The 14,892-nt window shown below is 71.7% G+C and carries 17 protein-coding genes and 2 pseudogenes; 9 read left to right on the forward strand and 10 right to left on the reverse strand.

Translation table 11 applies throughout. From position 1 onward, the window contains the following. Both Pma05_RS24580 and Pma05_RS24585 read left to right on the forward strand, forming a co-directional pair. A pseudogene (locus Pma05_RS24580) lies at positions 1-196 on the forward strand (hypothetical protein); the annotation flags it as partial. Continuing rightward, positions 180-1,160 carry a DNA topoisomerase IB gene (locus tag Pma05_RS24585; protein ID WP_203859838.1) on the forward strand — a complete coding sequence of 327 codons (981 nt, stop codon included), beginning with the start codon at positions 180-182 and terminating at the stop codon, positions 1,158-1,160. The pseudogene Pma05_RS24580 and the gene Pma05_RS24585, both read left to right, overlap by 17 nt. A gap of 204 nt (positions 1,161-1,364) precedes the next feature. Here the strand turns inward: Pma05_RS24585 and Pma05_RS43545 are convergent, their stop codons facing one another. Further along, the gene (locus Pma05_RS43545; RefSeq protein WP_275414744.1) at positions 1,365-1,490 is read right to left on the reverse strand and encodes a hypothetical protein; all 126 of its coding nucleotides are present in this window, start codon (positions 1,488-1,490) and stop codon (positions 1,365-1,367) included. Between the two features lie 88 nt (positions 1,491-1,578). On the opposite strand from Pma05_RS43545, the gene Pma05_RS24590 reads away from it, so the two are divergent. Together Pma05_RS24590 and Pma05_RS24595 are read left to right on the forward strand one after the other, a co-directional pair. After that, positions 1,579-2,343 carry a DUF5753 domain-containing protein gene (locus Pma05_RS24590; protein WP_203859839.1) on the forward strand — a complete coding sequence of 255 codons (765 nt, stop codon included), beginning with the start codon at positions 1,579-1,581 and terminating at the stop codon, positions 2,341-2,343. Further along, positions 2,331-2,522, forward strand: a complete 192-nt coding sequence (locus Pma05_RS24595) for a DUF397 domain-containing protein (protein ID WP_203859840.1) — start codon at positions 2,331-2,333, stop codon at positions 2,520-2,522. The genes Pma05_RS24590 and Pma05_RS24595 overlap by 13 nt, the downstream gene beginning before the upstream one ends. A gap of 63 nt (positions 2,523-2,585) precedes the next feature. Here the strand turns inward: Pma05_RS24595 and Pma05_RS24600 are convergent, their stop codons facing one another. The 4 genes from Pma05_RS24600 to Pma05_RS24615 all read right to left on the reverse strand — a co-directional run bounded on the left by Pma05_RS24600 (position 2,586) and on the right by Pma05_RS24615 (position 6,319). After that, positions 2,586-3,092, reverse strand: a complete 507-nt coding sequence (locus Pma05_RS24600; RefSeq protein ID WP_203859841.1) for a hypothetical protein — start codon at positions 3,090-3,092, stop codon at positions 2,586-2,588. A 159-nt stretch (positions 3,093-3,251) separates the two neighbouring features. Then, on the reverse strand, positions 3,252-4,949 hold the full coding sequence (locus Pma05_RS24605) for a RecQ family ATP-dependent DNA helicase (RefSeq protein ID WP_203859842.1): 1,698 nt from the start codon (positions 4,947-4,949) through the stop codon (positions 3,252-3,254). A gap of 172 nt (positions 4,950-5,121) precedes the next feature. Continuing rightward, the gene (locus Pma05_RS24610) at positions 5,122-5,523 is read right to left on the reverse strand and encodes a hypothetical protein (RefSeq protein ID WP_203859843.1); all 402 of its coding nucleotides are present in this window, start codon (positions 5,521-5,523) and stop codon (positions 5,122-5,124) included. Continuing rightward, a complete protein-coding gene (locus Pma05_RS24615) occupies positions 5,516-6,319 on the reverse strand; it encodes a DUF8616 domain-containing protein (RefSeq protein ID WP_203859844.1) in 804 nt (267 codons plus the stop codon). The genes Pma05_RS24610 and Pma05_RS24615 overlap by 8 nt, the downstream gene beginning before the upstream one ends. A 116-nt stretch (positions 6,320-6,435) precedes the next feature. Between Pma05_RS24615 and Pma05_RS24620 the strand changes: the two genes are divergently transcribed. Then, positions 6,436-6,870, forward strand: a complete 435-nt coding sequence (locus Pma05_RS24620) for a hypothetical protein (protein ID WP_203859845.1) — start codon at positions 6,436-6,438, stop codon at positions 6,868-6,870. Between the two features lie 74 nt (positions 6,871-6,944). Next, on the forward strand, positions 6,945-8,300 hold the full coding sequence (locus tag Pma05_RS24625) for a PrsW family intramembrane metalloprotease (RefSeq protein WP_203859846.1): 1,356 nt from the start codon (positions 6,945-6,947) through the stop codon (positions 8,298-8,300). A gap of 46 nt (positions 8,301-8,346) precedes the next feature. Here the strand turns inward: Pma05_RS24625 and Pma05_RS24630 are convergent, their stop codons facing one another. Next, positions 8,347-8,937, reverse strand: a complete 591-nt coding sequence (locus tag Pma05_RS24630; protein ID WP_203859847.1) for a hypothetical protein — start codon at positions 8,935-8,937, stop codon at positions 8,347-8,349. A 280-nt stretch (positions 8,938-9,217) separates the two neighbouring features. Here Pma05_RS24630 and Pma05_RS42745 point away from each other — a divergent pair. Next, positions 9,218-9,384, forward strand: a pseudogene (locus Pma05_RS42745) (IS701 family transposase); the annotation flags it as partial. Between the two features lie 15 nt (positions 9,385-9,399). Here Pma05_RS42745 and Pma05_RS24635 read toward each other — a convergent pair. Next, the gene (locus tag Pma05_RS24635; protein WP_203860062.1) at positions 9,400-9,570 is read right to left on the reverse strand and encodes a hypothetical protein; all 171 of its coding nucleotides are present in this window, start codon (positions 9,568-9,570) and stop codon (positions 9,400-9,402) included. 161 nt (positions 9,571-9,731) lie between these two features. On the opposite strand from Pma05_RS24635, the gene Pma05_RS24640 reads away from it, so the two are divergent. Together Pma05_RS24640 and Pma05_RS24645 are read left to right on the forward strand one after the other, a co-directional pair. Then, positions 9,732-11,249 (forward strand): glycoside hydrolase family 3 protein, encoded by a 1,518-nt coding sequence (locus tag Pma05_RS24640; protein WP_203859848.1) that lies wholly within the window; start codon positions 9,732-9,734, stop codon positions 11,247-11,249. An 84-nt stretch (positions 11,250-11,333) separates the two neighbouring features. After that, positions 11,334-12,110 carry a DUF6042 family protein gene (locus tag Pma05_RS24645; protein ID WP_203859849.1) on the forward strand — a complete coding sequence of 259 codons (777 nt, stop codon included), beginning with the start codon at positions 11,334-11,336 and terminating at the stop codon, positions 12,108-12,110. A gap of 76 nt (positions 12,111-12,186) precedes the next feature. Here Pma05_RS24645 and Pma05_RS24650 read toward each other — a convergent pair whose 3' ends face one another. From Pma05_RS24650 to Pma05_RS24660, 3 genes are all read right to left on the reverse strand, one after another. Then, positions 12,187-13,227 (reverse strand): PQQ-dependent sugar dehydrogenase, encoded by a 1,041-nt coding sequence (locus Pma05_RS24650; RefSeq protein ID WP_372441555.1) that lies wholly within the window; start codon positions 13,225-13,227, stop codon positions 12,187-12,189. A 106-nt stretch (positions 13,228-13,333) separates the two neighbouring features. Next, on the reverse strand, positions 13,334-13,618 hold the full coding sequence (locus tag Pma05_RS24655) for a GNAT family N-acetyltransferase (protein ID WP_203859851.1): 285 nt from the start codon (positions 13,616-13,618) through the stop codon (positions 13,334-13,336). Next, positions 13,615-14,868, reverse strand: a complete 1,254-nt coding sequence (locus Pma05_RS24660; RefSeq protein WP_203859852.1) for a cysteine desulfurase-like protein — start codon at positions 14,866-14,868, stop codon at positions 13,615-13,617. The genes Pma05_RS24655 and Pma05_RS24660 overlap by 4 nt, the downstream gene beginning before the upstream one ends. Between the last annotated feature and the right edge of the window lie 24 nt (positions 14,869-14,892).

Below are 14,892 nucleotides of genomic sequence, written 5' to 3' on the forward strand. Positions count from 1 at the left end.
TCTGGAACCGGTCCGGACCGACGCTCTGGAACCGGTCCGCGTGGCCGACCCGGGTTCGCTTCTCGGCGGCGGCGCGGAGTCGGACGACCGGTCCCGGATCCATCCGGGGCTGGCCGCGATCGGGGTGGACGAGGTGCTGGCGGCGGCGGGTGAGGTCGACCGGGAGGGGCGGGGCTGCCGTGCGGTTGCGGCGTAGCGACCTGTCGGGGCCGGGCTACGGGCGGCGCCGGCACGGTCGCGGCGTGGTCTTCCTGGACACCGACGGGCGGCCGATCCGGGACCGGGACGAGCTGACCCGGCTCCGCGAACTGGTGATCCCGCCCGCCTGGAAGGACGTCTGGATCTGCCCGCATCCGGGCGGGCACATCCAGGCCGTCGGCGTCGACGCGGCCGGGCGCCGGCAGTACCTCTACCACCCGACCTGGCGGGTCCGCCGCGACCAGGCGAAGTTCGACCACGTACTGGAGGTCGCCACCCGGCTGCCGGTACTGCGCGAACAGGTCTGCGCCGACCTGGCCGGGCGGGGACTGCGCCGTCCCCGGGTACTGGCGACCGTGACCCGGCTGCTCGACATGGGCGCCTTCCGGATCGGCAGCGACCAGTACGCGGCCGGCGACGACCCCACGTACGGCGTCGCCACGCTCCGGCCCGAGCACACCCGTACCCGGCAGGGCACGGTGGTCTTCGAGTTCCCGGCCAAGGGCGGCATCGACCAGGTACTCCGGATCGACGACACCGAGGCGTGCCAGGTGTTGCGGGAACTGCGCCGACGGCGGCGTGCCGCCCAGCGGCTCTTCGGCTACTGGGACGGCCGGGGCTGGCGGGACGTCCGCAGCGACGAGGTCAACGACTACCTGCGTACGGCCAGCGGGGGCGAGATGACGGCGAAGGACTTCCGTACCTGGCACGCGACCCTGTGGGCGTCCCGGGCGCTGGCCGAGGCCGGGCCGCAGCAGTCGGTGACCGCCCGGCGCCGGGTGATCGCCGAGGCGATGCGCCGGGTCTCCGGCCGGCTCGGCAACACCCCTGCGGTGGCCCGCGCCTCCTATGTGGACCCCCGCCTGCTCGACCTCTACCAGAACGGGACGGTTGCCGAGGTGACCCCGAACAGCACCAACGCCGACGCCGAACGCGCCGTCCTCGCACTCCTGGCCCGATAACCGCCCCGCCCCCCGGCCCCGCCCCGCCGCCCCGCCGCCCCGTCGGCCGTCGGCCCGCCCCGCACCGCCCGCCACCCGCCGGTGCGGCGCCGCGCCCCGTTCCTCACCCGCCCCGACACGGCGCCGCCTGGTTCGGCTCACCTGTACGTCAGATGCGCTACGAGGAACCGGTAGCGCCTCTGAGGTACAGGTGAGCGGTGGCTGTCAGGCGTCGTCGGGCAGCCAGCCGAGAAAGCGAGCGGTCAGGTCGTCCGGGGCGGCCTGGGGCTGGTCCGACCGGGCCATGGCCAGCTGGTGTGCTGCGGGTGATGGGTCCGAGCGGAGGTGCATGGACTGAAGCCTGCGCCTAGTGATGGAACAATCACACCGCGCCACGATATGGCCCTCGTTCGTCGGGTACGTCCGATAGGGAGTCGGAATGAACCACGCACTAAAGGTCGCGATGACCGAGGCCGGTCAGACGGCCGAATCGCTCGCCGGCCGGATCGGTGTGGATCCGAAGACGACGCGCTGGGTGACTCCCGGACGGATTCCGCAGACTCGTCATCGTGCCCAGGTCGCGGAAGCCGTCGGCAGGGACGTAGGGGACCTTTGGCCGGACGTACTGCGCCGCCGCGAACCGGCCTGGCTGCGTGAATGGCTCGAAATCGAGCGGGAGGCACGGCTGCTCCGCTGGTTCGAGCCGGCGCTCGTGCCCGGCCTGTTGCAGACCGAGGCGTACGCCCGGGCGGTGCTCGGCTGGGGCGGCCTGATGACCGCCGACGAGGTGGAGCAGCGCGCCCAGTCCCAGATGGAGCGGCAGGGCATCCTTGCCGGATCGAGACCGCCACAGTTCTTCGTCATGGTCGACGAGGCGGTGCTGCGCCGCTGTGTCGGCGGCCCGGCGGTCATGGCCGAGCAGTGCGAACGCCTCGTCCAGTTCGCCGAGCGCCCGCACATCCACATCCAGGCTGTACCGGCCAGTGCCGGCGGACACGTCGGGCTCGCCGGAGGATTCATCCTGGCGAAGGGGCCGTCCGGGGAGGCTGCGCATCTGGACGACCGGCTCCGTGCGCACGTGGTTACCCAGCAGGGCGAGATTGATACCCTCGAAGAGGCTTGGGAAGCCATTCGGGCGGTAGCCCTGCCCACCGCGCAGACCCTCAGCATGATCAAGGAAGTGGCGGCGACATGGCAGACCTGACCGGCGCCATCTGGCGAAAGTCGACCCGCAGCGGCAACGGCGGGTCCACCTGCGTCGAGGTGGCGAAGAACCTTCCCGAGATCGTCGGCGTGCGGGACAGCAAGGACCAGTACGGACCGGTGCTGACCTTCGGCCCGGCCGCCTGGCGCGCGTTCGTCCGCGACGTCCAGACCCCCTGACCTCAGCAACACAGTGCCCCGTACCGTCGTCGCGGTACGGGGCACTGCGTTTTCGTCAGTCGCTCAGTCGTTGAGTACGTGTGCCAGCTCGTCGCGGAACCGCCGCTCCGACTCGGTCACCTCGTCGCCGCCGAGGCCGAGTACCCCACCGGTCGACGCGGCGGTCACCACCTGCTCGGCGATGGTCAACAGCCAGTGCCGGTACGCCCCGGCGTCGCCCTCGGAGACCTTGCCGGCGAGCAGCTTCGACGCCGTCTCGGCCCGGTGCAGTACGTCGGCGATCAGCGCCTTCGGGTCGGCCGGTTCGATCGCCGGGAGTTCCTCGCCCACCTCCGGGTCGCCGACCCGGGTGATCAGCTCACCGGCGACGGCGGTGACCAGTGGGCTGGCCGACTCCCGGCCGGCGGCGATGCTCTCCAGCCCGGCGGCATTCTCCGTCCGGGTCCGGCGGCTGCCGTCCGACTCGGCGGCGCTGGCCGCGGTCAGTACCGACTGCGGCAGGCCGACGAGCAGCCCCCACTCGTCGTCGGAGAATCCGAACTGGCTCGCATATAGCGGTTGCTCGGTCACGGCAACCTCCCTCCACTGAGAACAAACCATCACATCCCACGGCACAGCGTCGCCGAGGGCAAACCGAATCGCCGTACGACGTCCCGACGTCCCGGAGTTCCGGAGTTCCGGGACCGTCCTGTGATCCCCGTACCCCGGGACACCGTAGATCAGTCGTCCTTACCTTTGAGGCTCCAGCAGGCCCTGCGCGCTGACCACCCGCACCGAGAGGGTCTTGTAGCCCACCTCGTCGAAGAGCACCGTCATCCGGTCGCCCTCGTAACCGAGCACCATCCCGGAGCCCCACTCGACATGCCGGACCGCACTGTGCACCGGAAAGGGCTCCTCAGCCCTCGGGCCGTTACGGCCACCCCGCCGACCGAAGCCGCCCCGGGTCGTACCGGTGCCGGCCGGCGACACGGCGGCGTCCAGCCCGGCGTGGCAGTTGTCGCAGTGTCCGCAGGGCTTCGGCAGCCGCTCACCGAAGTACGCCAGCAGGGTCTGCCCCCGGCAACTCCGGGTCTCGGCGAACGCCCGCATCATGTCGGTACGCGACCGTTGCACCGTCTGCTGCCGTTCCGCCTCGGCCAGGGCGGCGGTGGCCGCGTCGACGGGCTTCGGGGCGTACCGGGGGCTGCCGAGCCGGTTGTCCGGCCGGGTGTCGGCGGCACCGACCCGCTCCAGCAGGGCGAGGAGCTGACCGAGCTTGCGAGCGCCGAGCCCGGTCCGCTCGCGCAGCGCGGTCCGGGTGGTCGGCCCGTCCCGGAGCAGCGCGGCGAGGTCGCGCAACTCCTCCGGGTCCGGGGCGCCGCCGGTGAAGTAGCGGCGCAGCCCGACGTCCTCGGCCCGCCAGAGCAGCAGCGCACGGGCCGGTCCGCGGTCCCGGCCGGCCCGGCCGATCTCCTGGAGGTAGCTGTCCGGCGCGTCCGGCAGCGCCATATGTACCACCCAGCGGATGTTCGGCTTGTCGATGCCCATCCCGAACGCAGACGTCGCGACCATGATCGGTACCCGGTCGGCGAGGAAGTCCTCGTGCAGGTTCTCGCGGGCGCCGCCCGGCATCCCGCCGTGGTAGTACTTCGCCGGGAAGTCGGCACCGGTCAGCCGCTCGGCCAGCTCCTCGGCGGCCCGCCGGGTCGGCACGTAGACGATCCCGGGCCGGGGCTCGGCGCGGAGCAGCGCGAGCAGCCGCCGCCACCGGTAGTCCTCGGTGGCGCAGTTCGCCACCTCCAGGAACAGGTTGGCGCGGTCCAGCCCGGAGACCACCACCCGGGGCCTGCGCAGGCCGAGCCGGCCGACGATGTCGTCCCGGACCGGCGGCGACGCGGTGGCGGTCAGCGCGACCACCGGCGGGCGGCCCAGCTCGCGGATCAGGTGTCCCAGCGCCAGGTAGTCGGGGCGGAAGTCGTGCCCCCAGGCGGAGATGCAGTGCGCCTCGTCGACCGCGACCAGGGCCGGGCGCAGCGCGCGTACCTCGGCCAGTCGCTTCGGGTTGCTGAGCTGTTCGGGGGTGGTGAAGAGGAATCGGGCGCGACGGGACCGGATCTCGTCCAGCGCGGCGGCCTGCTGCCCGGCGCTCTCCGCCGAACTGATCCGTACCGCGCGCAGCTCCGGCTGGGCACGGTCGTTGAGCGCGGTGATCTGGTCCTGCTGGAGGGCCAGCAGCGGCGAGATCACCACCGTCGGTCCGGTCAACAGCGTCGCCGGTACCTGGTAGACGGCCGATTTTCCGCCCCCGGTCGGCAGGATGACGAGTGCATCCCGGCGGCGCATCACCGCACGCATCGCCGTGAGCTGGTCGGGGCGCAACGATCGCCAGCCGAAGCGGTGCCGGGCGGCACGGCGGAGCCGGATGGCGTGCAGGGGTGGCAGCTTCATCGGTCGCCGAAGGTACCCCGCGGGGCCGACCCCGAAACGGCGGTGCACTCGGCGCGGTTGCGGTGTTTGTCGGCTGGGCAACCGGGCTGGACTCTGCCCGCAGGAGATCCACCCGCCGGGTAGTGCGCGCCAGCGCTGACGCTTCGGACCTCGTCGAGCAGGGTGTCGTGGGTCAGAACATCAGCTCCTCGGCCACCAGTGACCGTTCGCGGAGCAGCTCCTCGTCCCGGTGCGGCACGCTGTAGCGGCGTTCGCGGATCAGCGCCAGGAATTCCTCGGGGAGGGTCACCCGGTGCCGGCGGACGTAGTAGGCCAGATCGTCGCGCCACAGCCAGTCACCGTCAGTGCGGATCGTCGACCCGTTCATGACCTGTCGCGCCGAGTCGAACGGGTCGTCGGCCAGGTCCATCATGTCGATGAGGACGTACCCCGCCTTCAGGTAACGGACGACCTCGTCGACATCCGGCATCTCCTCGGCGGAGACGTTGTCGAAGATGCTCTCCTGAACCAGGCCCAGGCCGACGGGTCCCAGCTCGTGGAACATCCCGGCGAACCGCAACGCCGGCTTACCCATCGGTCCCCCCACCGGGATAGAAGGTCACCCACTGGCCGCCGTTCCTGATCCGAGGAACCTGCCCCACCGGACCATACCGGTTCACACCGACCGCGTCGGTAGGCGCCATGACCGTCACCCCCAGCGCGTCCGCGACCTGCTGGGCCGGCGGCGCGACACCCGCGTCGGGCGCCACGGTGCCAGAGTGGCAGGACACCAGACGCACCGGCCCGCCGCCGTAGTGCGGATTGCCGCGGATCGCCTCGGCGATCTGGGCCGGGTGGGTGTAGTTCGACGGATGGCCGGCACCGTCTGCCCCAATCACGCCCGGCCGGAACAGCCCGTTGCGCTCACCATGGACCACGACGTCGTGGTAACCCGGCTCGGGTGCGACGGCATCGAAGTTCCGTATGGTCGACTCGTCGTAGCCGATTGCCGTGGCGCCGGGGCGGTGGTAGACCGGGTCGCCGCCGGCGAGTTGAGAGTCCGGCTGCCGGGTCGGCGATTGCGGATGTGCGCGGGGATCGGCCCAGTCCGACCTGCGGCCCATCGAATCCGTCGTCGCCGGTATTCCCGTCAGGGCATTGAGCACCTGGGGAAAGAACACGGCGAACGCCGTGTAACCGGCGAGGGCGGCACCACCCAGCACCGCGACCGCGGCGATGCCGACGGCGGGGACCGCTCCGTAACAGCCGGCGAGGCCGTCGGCCATGCCGCCACAGTCGATGGGTACGCCGTCGGCCAGCACGTTGACAGACACCGCCGCGGACATAGCCTCCCAATCCGAGCGTCGGGATTGAGCCACCTGCACGCGCACCCGTGCAGATGTAGGACCGCCGCTTCGGGTTAGGCTAGGTTAACCCACCGCCGTGGACGGAGGAAGCCGTGCCAGACGGGACCGAGCCCACGGAAGCTCGCCTTCCGGTACGCGTGATGACAGTCCTCGGCCTGATCGCGGTGGTCGTCGTCCTCGCCTCGGTTGTCGTCCTGGCCGTGTCCTGGCCGACCACCCCACAACGTTCTCCGGCCCTGCCGATCCGGCTCTACCCATACGACCCGGCAACCGCGAGCATCGTCGATCTGCCGCAGGAGAGATTCCGACAGGGGCAGATCCCGGCCGCCACGATCGACGAGGGTGTGGCCGGGTCAGTAGCCGCGGAACCCGCGCAGGCGAGTTGGTACGACGCGTTCGGCCACCGGATCAACAGCGTGGACCTGCCGGATCTCGACGACCTACGGGCCAGTCCGGTGCCGGTGAGCGCCACCTCCGCGGTACCCGCTGGGACATACCAGTTTGTGTTGGCCACCGTCCGAGGGAACCGGGCGGAGGAGGTGCTCGCCTGGGTGCACGTGGAAATCGAGCGATGACGGAGGAGACGCCGCAGCCGAGCAGCGCACCGCGAGAGGCAACCGGGCTCGGCCTCGCACCGCCGCCCCGCCCGGTGAACCGGCCGGTGGTGCCGGAACCGACAGTGCCGGCGGCGTACCGGCTCGACCGGCTCGGCGCCGCTCTCACCACTGGTGAGGCGTTGCTGGTGATGATCGCCGTAGCGTCGCTGGTCGGCGTCCTCCGGGATGACGGCACCGGGGTACGCGTCCTCGGCATGATCAGCCTCGGGGTCGCCGGCATCTCACTGTTCGCCGCCTGCATCGGCGCTGTCGTCGTCGCCATAACCTCAGCCACGGGTGGCTCGCCGCGTAGCCGCTTCATGACCTGGGCCCTCTGTGGTGGACTGGTGTTCGCCGCGCCTGCCCTCCTGATGGTGTTCCTCACCCTCCTACAGGTGGGAATCGCCTGGCGAGGCGCGCTGCTGAGCATTCCAACGACCCTCTTCGCGCTGTGGACATTCCGCCGGATGCAGCGCAACCGGAAGCCACCGTGGCGACTGGTCCTGGTCGCCTTCGCCTGGGGCGTGTTCGTCGCCGCCTACTTCGCCCAGATGGTCGAGGGCATCCTGCACGTCGTCATCACGGCAGAGCTTCTGCCGGGAACCGCGGCGATTCTCAGTCACGCGGCCGCCGCCGCGGTCCCTGAGGAACTGGGCAAGGGTGCCGGGGTCCTCGTGATCGTGCTGCTCGCCTGGCGGCGCGTTGACGGCATGCTCGGTGGCATCGTCGTCGGCGCCTGCGTCGGAATCGGCTTCCAGTTCGCCGAGTCGATGTCCTACATGACCGGAGACTTCGGCACTGTCCTCTACCAGCACTGGTACCGGCAGGTCACCGGGCTGCTGGTCAGCCATGCCACCTACACGGGGATCATCGGCGCCGGCATCGGACTCGCCATGCAGTTCGACGACTGGCGTCGGCGGGCGGTCTGCGTTGGCAGCGGCTTCGCCGTCGCCATCGCGGCCCACCTGATCTGGGACGTCTTCGCAATGGGCGGCCTGTACTGGGAATCTGACAATTCCCTGCTTCAGTTGTTCGTGGTGCAGCCGCTCAACCTCATCGTCCTCAAGGGACCGGCGTTTGCCATCCTGCTGTTCCTCATCATCATCGCGTTGCGTCAGGAAACCAGGTCGCTGCACCAACACCTCTGGGCGGAGGCGCGCGACCCGCGCGGCGCGATCACCCCGGCCGACGTGCCCGTACTGGTGAATCCGCCGCTGCGCTTCCGGATGCGGCTACAGGCACTCCTGCGTGGCGACCGTCCGGCCTACACCCGGATGAAGCGTCTGCACTCCGCGCAACTGGACCTGGCGTTCGCCCGATGGCGCGGCGACCGGGGCGACCCGCGGCCGCCGGGAGCCGAAGAATCGCTGCGGCAGCGGATTCGCGATCTCACTGTCGGGCCTTCCTGAACGGCCGCGGTCAGCGACATGATTAACCCGCCACCTGTGACATGGTCTAATACTGCATAACACAGTAAACAACAGTCGGGTGTGTGAACCGGTACCAGCGGTTCCACCGGTAGTTCCGGGTGCACCTGTCGTCGTTGGAGGCCCCTGGGACGACGTCGACGATGTGAACGGTGCCCTTTGCCTTACACTTCGACGCGCCGACGATCCAGCCCTTACCCTTTGGGAATTTGTAACAGTAATTGCGCACCAGGTGGAGCTCTACGCACAGGCGGTAGCCGTCTTCCGTAAGGTACGAGGACTCGGGATCGGCGCACTCGCCCCGTTCATAGTCCACCGAGACCACCCGATAGGTGCCACTCGTGCCGTTGCAGTTGCCAATTCCCTGGAAATCCCCGTCCTCGCTGACGGCGATGCACTGCCCGATTTTCGCGGGCGGCGGTGGCGGGGCTGCCTCGGTCGTCGAATCCTCCTCGGGCGGGGCGTACGTCTCCTCTGTAGCCGGCGGTGGGGGTGTCGTCCGTGACCGCACGGGAGCGGATCCGTCCGCGACGCCTGTCTGTCGGCCGTCGTCCATGTTGGAGACGACCAGCGCGCCCGCCGCGACCACGCAGGTCCCGAGCAGGCACAGTGCCAGCACTCCGGCGATGACAGCGATGATGACAGGCCCGTTGCGCTTTGGTGGCGCCAGTGGCGGCGGCGCCAGTGGCGACTGCGATGGCGATGGCGGCGGCGATGGTGGCGGCGATGGCGATGGCGGCGGCGCGGCCATGCCGGGGGCCGGTGGAGTCGCACCCTGATCGTCGGGCACGTCAGGCGGTGGAGGCGGCGTCACCCGAGGATTGTCACATAGCCCTACAAAGGCGGCCAGATTCCCGGTCCGGGCCGGATCGGCCACCCTGCCCGACGCCAGTGTGGACGGTTGCCGCCGGTGGCTCCCGATCCGTCGCAGCATCACCAACCCCGACGAACTCGCCTACTACCTCTGCTTCGGTCCCGCCAACACCGACGACGACACCCTGATCTGGGTCGCGGGCGCCCGGGGGCGATCGAGGAATGCTTCCAGAGCGAAACACCGAACCAAACAGCTACCGGCGGAGTGCTAGCGCCGACCGAACATCGACCGCAGTGCGGCGACCAGCAGCACGGTGCCGAGGATGGCGCCCACGATCCGGACGCCCGGGATGTCGAACCAGCTCGGCTCCTCGGCGGCGAGCAGGTGGCGTGGCAGCTCGGTGAGGCGCGACGCGGTCTCCGGGATGCTGGACTGCATTCCAGCACTCTCGCACGTCATCCCGGTCCTGTCGCACGTCCGGGGCCGTTCCGGCTAATAGGAAGGTTTATTGACTATTTGCTGAGGTGGTGTGACCATGGCAGCACCCGCCGCTACCAGGGCGGCGGCTGTCCACTGTAGATGCGGGGGGAACCGGCGGGATGAGCGGAACGACGGACAACCTGTCCAGCCTGGCGGCGGCGGTGCTCCAGCCCGGGTTCGTCGGCACCACCCGACCGCCGGACTGGGTGCGCCGCTGGCTCGGTGAAGGGCTCGGCGGGGTGGTGCTGTTCGCCCGCAACGTGGTCGACGCCGAGCAGGTCACCGCGCTGACCGACGCGATGCGGGCGGAGCGGCCGGACCTGCTGGTGGCGATCGACGAGGAGGCCGGCGACGTCACCCGGCTGGAGTCCCGGCTGGGCAGCTCCCGGCCGGGCAACCTGGCGCTCGGCGCGGTCGACGACCCCGAGCTGACCGAGGCGGTCGCCCGTGACCTCGGCGCCGAGCTGGCCGCCGCCGGCATCGCCCTGAACTACGCCCCGGACGCGGACGTGAACGCCAACCCCGACAACCCGGTGATCGGCGTACGATCCTTCGGGGCCGATCCGGGACTGGTCGCCCGGCACACCGCCGCCTGGGTACGCGGCCTCCAGTCGGCCGGGGTCGCCGCCTGTGCCAAGCACTTCCCCGGGCACGGGGACACCAGCGTCGACTCGCATCTCGACGTACCCCGGATCGCGGTCTCCCGGGCCCGGCTCGACGCCTGCGAACTGCCGCCGTTCCGGGCCGCGATCGACGCCGGGGTGCAGGCGGTGATGACCGGTCACCTGCTGGTCCCGGCGGTCGACGAGGAGTGGCCGGCGACGCTGAGTCGGCGGGTGCTGACCGACCTGCTCCGCGAGGAGTTGGGCTTCCAGGGTGTGGTGGTGACCGACGGCATCGAGATGCGCGCGGTCGCCGACCGGTACGGCTTCGCCGGCGCCACCGTCCGAGCCCTGGTGGCCGGGGCGGACGCGATCTGTGTCGGCGGCGAGCACGCCGACGAGGTGGACGCGCTGCGGCTGCGGGACGCGATCGTGGACGCGGTACTCGCCGGGGTGTTGCCGGAGGAGCGCCTGGTCGAGGCGGCCAAGCGGGTCGGCCTGCTGGCCGCGTGGAGTGGTGCCGCCCGGGCCCAGCGCGCCGAGTGGACGCCCGCCAGTCCGGACGGCTCCCCGCTGGGCCTGGCCGCCGCACGTCGGGCGGTACGGGTGACCCACGACGCCGGCCCGGCCGTGCTGCCGTTGACCGGCCCGGCCCACGTGCTGGAGTTCGAGCCGCCCCGGAACATCGCGATCGGCGCCGAGACCCCGTGGGGAGTGGGTGCCCCGCTGACCGCCCTGCTACCCGGCACCACCACCGTACGACTGGCAGCCGGTGACCTGGCCGCCGACCACGCCCCGCCGACCGGGGCGCTCGACGGAGCGGTCGGCCGACCACTGGTGCTGGTGGTCCGCGACCTGCACCGGCACGACTGGATGGCAGCGGCGGTACGCCGAATCCTGGCCGACCGCCCGGACGCCGTGGTGGTGGAACTCGGGGTACCGTCGATTGTCGCCGGCCGGGTGCACCTGGCCACGTACGGCGCCACCCGGGCCGCCGGTCGGGCCGCAGCCGAGGTGCTCGCTGGACGGTCCTGATCGGAGGGTCGATACCCGATCCACACCAGGGCTGTCACCAAGGGTGCCCCCACGTTCACGGCGAGTCGCGGTATCGTTCTTCTGGTGACCCCTCGCTGGCAGCGGGCCGCCCTCACCCCGTCCTGGATCAGGTGGCTTCCCTGCGCCTTCGTCTACCTCACCGTCGTTCCTGGGGAGTCCCGGTTCCGCCGGTCGGCCTGGTCGACGATCGTCCCGTGGGAGGGCTTGGCGTGGTGTGACCCCGGCAGCGTCGACGAGTGGGTGGAGCGGGCCCGGCGGCGCCGTACCGGCCGGGACGCCGAGGACGCCGAGCTGCACGCCCGGCAGCACTACGCCTGGATGGTGCGGATCCGCGCCACCCGGATCGAGCTGTTCGCCGAGATGTGCCGGCGGCGCGACGTCCCGGTCCCGCACACCGTCGGCGAGCTGCTGCTCTGCCTGGCCGAGTTCGGCCTCTTCGAGCTGGCCGAACAGGACGGTGACGATCCGTGGGTCACGCCCCGGCTGGACCGCGACCCGCTGGAGGTGCTGCCGCTCTCGGCGGCGGAGCGGGAGTTGGAGGCCCGGGCACAGCGGGACGACCAGGCCGTACTGGTGGCCATCGCGATCCGCCGGCTGGCCCAGCGCACCCGGCGGCGATGGCGGCGCCGGGTGGTCAGTACCAGCCTGACCAGCCTGGCCGGCGCGGCCGGCGTAACCGAGGAGCAGGCCCGGCGCTCGCTCGCCGACCTCGGTCAGATCGCCGAGCTGGGCGTCGACGCCGGCCGTGGTGGCGACTGGCTGCGGCTCAGCGTGCCCTGGCCCGACTTCCGGCTCCGCTTCCCGTTCACCGAACTACCCGCCCCGGAGCACGCGATCTGACCGCTCGGAGGAAGACGACGGCGCCTCCTACATCACCGGCACGGTCGATCCGGAAGGTCGGCCGATCCGGCACCGGTTACGGGACCAGTCGGAGGATGCGGTCGTCGTCGGCCTCCGGCGAGCCACGCCCGTCGCGGTTGGAGGTGAGCACCCACAGCGACCCGTCCGGCGCCGGGGCGACGTGCCGGAGCCGGCCGTACTCGCCGGTCAGCAGCGCCTCGGCGCCCTGCCCGTCGGTGCCGATCCGATAGAGCCGCTGCCCGCGTAGGCAGGCGAGCCAGACCCGGTCGCCGACCACCGCCAGCCCGCTCGGGGACGCCTCGGCGGTGCCCCAGGTGGCGATCGGGGCGACGAACCGGGAGTCGTCGGAGTCGCCCTCCACCTCCGGCCAGCCGTAGTTGCCGCCCGGCGTGATCCGGTTGAGTTCGTCGTAGTGGTTCTGGCCGAACTCGGCCGCGTACATGGTGCCGTCGGCGTGCCAGCCGAGCCCCTGCACGTTGCGGTGCCCGTAGCTGTAGACCAGGGTGTCGCCGAACGGGTTGCCCGGGGCGGGGCGGCCGTCCGGGGTCATCCGCAGGATCTTGCCCGCCAGGCTGTTCCGGTCCTGTGCGGCGTCCCGGTCCCCGGCGTCCCCGGTACCGACGTAGAGCATGCCGTCCGGGCCGAAGGCGATCCGCCCGCCGTTGTGCGTACGCGAGCCGCGCGGGATTCCGCTCAGCACGATCTCCGGGCTGCCCTCGCCGAGGCGCAGCCGGGCGACCCGGTTGTCGTCGTCGGCGGTGTAGTAGACGTACACCCAGCGGTCGGTGGGGTAGTCGGGGGAGACGGCAAGGCCGAGCAGGCCGCCCTCGCCGGCCGGTGTCGCCTCCTCGATCCGGGCCACCTCGCGGGCCTCGCCGCCGGTGACCTGGAGGACCCGTTTGCTGTCCCGCTCGGTCACCAGGGCCGAGCCGTCGGGGAGGAAGGCCAGTCCCCAGGGCGCCTCCAGGTTCGCCACCAGGGTCTGCACCGTGCCGGCCCGGGCCCGGGGTGCGTCCGAGACCGACGGGTCGGCGAACCAGCCCCGCCACAGCCCCACTCCGACGACGGCGGCGACCAGCGCCGCCACCACGACCACCACGGTGATCCACCGACCCGCCCGGCCCGTCGTGCGCACTTCCGGCTCCGCCACGGGTACGACGGTAGCCCGTCGCCGGGACCGCACCGCCGCGCCCCCGGGCGGCTCAGTCGCCGGCCACCACCGAGGTGTACTCGGGATGCCGTTCGAGGTAGGAGAGCAGGAACGGGCAGGTGATTCGGACCCGCTCGCCCCGGTCGCGGAGCTGGTCGAGGGTGCCCCGGGCCAGCGCGCTGCCGACGCCCTTGCCCTCGAACCGCTGGTCGACCTCGGTGTGCACCAGCACCATCGTCCCGGACTCGACCCGGTAGCCGACGAAGCCGGCCAGGGCGTCGTCGACCAGGATCTCGAAGCGGCGACGGGCGGGATTCTCTTCGACGAGGAGGCTCACCGGAGCAATTCTCCACCCACCAGCCCGGTGGCGCCGGTGACCCCGCCCACCACCAGCCGGTCGAGTTCGGCGAGCAGCCGGTCGACGTCCTCGGCCGTGTTGTAGTGGTAGACGCTGGCCCGGACCGCCCCGCCACTGTCCCGCAGGCCCAGCGCCGAGAAGTACTCGTACGCGTAGTAGTCGCCGGCCGAGACGCAGACCCCGCGCTCGCCGAGCGCGGCGGCGGTCTGCCCCGGAGTCTGGCCGGCGAGCCGGAACGAGACGGTCGGGCAGCGGTGCCGGGGCGAGCCGTGGACGGTAATCCCGGGCAGCCCGGTGAGGCCCCGGTGCAGCCGGTCGAAGAGCTGCTCCTCGTGGCTCAGCGCGGCGGCGAGACCGGCCCGTACCCGGGCCCGCCGGTCGCCGGTGGCAGCCGGGTCCAGCCCGGCGAGGTGGTCGACGGCGGCCCGGATCCCGGCCAGCAGCGGAAAGCTCGGCGTGCCGAGTTCAAACCGCTCCGGCGCCCGGTCGGGCGAGGGCAGCAGCTTGGCCGGGCGCAGTTCCGCCCAGCGGGCCGGGTCGGCGACGACGGCCGCCACGTGCGGGCCGGACCACTTGTACGCGCTGGTCACGTAGAAGTCGGCACCGAGTGCGGCGACGTCGGTGGGGCCGTGCGGGGTGGCGTGCACCCCGTCGACGTAGACCAGGGCACCGGCCGCGTGCGCGGTCGCGGCGATCCCGGCCACGTCCGGTACCGTGCCGATGGCGTTGCTGCCGGCGGTGAGCGCCACCACCCGGGTACGTGGTCCGACCAGGTCGGCGTACTGCCCGGCCGGGAGTTCGCCGGTCTCCGGGTCGAACTCGGCCCACCGGACGATCGCGCCGGTCGCCTCGGCGGCCTGTACCCAGGGCCGGACGTTGGCGTCGTGGTCGAGCCGGGAGACCACCACCTCGTCGCCGGGCCGCCACGCCTGACCGAGGGTACGGGCCAGGTGGTAGGTCAGCGCGGTCGCGCTCGGCCCGAACACCACCCCGTCCGGCGTGCCCCCGACCAGATCGGCGACCGCCTGGCGGGCCGCGGCCACCAGGTCGCCGGAGCGCTGCCCAGGCACGTGTGCGCTGCTGAGGTTGGCCACCGCGGTCCGCATGGTGCCGGCCACCGCGTCGGCGACCGGGGCGGCCACCTGGGTACCGGCGGCCCCGTCGAAGTGCGCGTATCCCTCGGCGAGGGCGGGGTAGGCGGCCCGGACCCGGGCGATCTCGAACGGCATGGCAGGCACGATATCGGCCGTTGC

The sequence above is a fragment of the Plantactinospora mayteni genome (assembly GCF_016862935.1).
Lineage (GTDB): Bacteria > Actinomycetota > Actinomycetes > Mycobacteriales > Micromonosporaceae > Plantactinospora > Plantactinospora mayteni.

Excerpts from the sequence above, each read along its gene's own strand:
- Pma05_RS43545 (WP_275414744.1), bottom strand. The coding sequence starts at position 1,490 with ATGCACCTCCGCTCGGACCCATCACCCGCAGCACACCAGCTGGCCATG.
- Pma05_RS24590 (WP_203859839.1), top strand. The coding sequence starts at position 1,579 with ATGAACCACGCACTAAAGGTCGCGATGACCGAGGCCGGTCAGACGGCC.
- Pma05_RS24595 (WP_203859840.1), top strand. The coding sequence starts at position 2,331 with ATGGCAGACCTGACCGGCGCCATCTGGCGAAAGTCGACCCGCAGCGGC.
- Pma05_RS24605 (WP_203859842.1), bottom strand. The coding sequence starts at position 4,949 with ATGAAGCTGCCACCCCTGCACGCCATCCGGCTCCGCCGTGCCGCCCGG.
- Pma05_RS24610 (WP_203859843.1), bottom strand. The coding sequence starts at position 5,523 with ATGGGTAAGCCGGCGTTGCGGTTCGCCGGGATGTTCCACGAGCTGGGA.
- Pma05_RS24620 (WP_203859845.1), top strand. The coding sequence starts at position 6,436 with ATGACAGTCCTCGGCCTGATCGCGGTGGTCGTCGTCCTCGCCTCGGTT.
- Pma05_RS24635 (WP_203860062.1), bottom strand. The coding sequence starts at position 9,570 with ATGCAGTCCAGCATCCCGGAGACCGCGTCGCGCCTCACCGAGCTGCCA.
- Pma05_RS24640 (WP_203859848.1), top strand. The coding sequence starts at position 9,732 with ATGAGCGGAACGACGGACAACCTGTCCAGCCTGGCGGCGGCGGTGCTC.
- Pma05_RS24660 (WP_203859852.1), bottom strand. The coding sequence starts at position 14,868 with ATGCCGTTCGAGATCGCCCGGGTCCGGGCCGCCTACCCCGCCCTCGCC.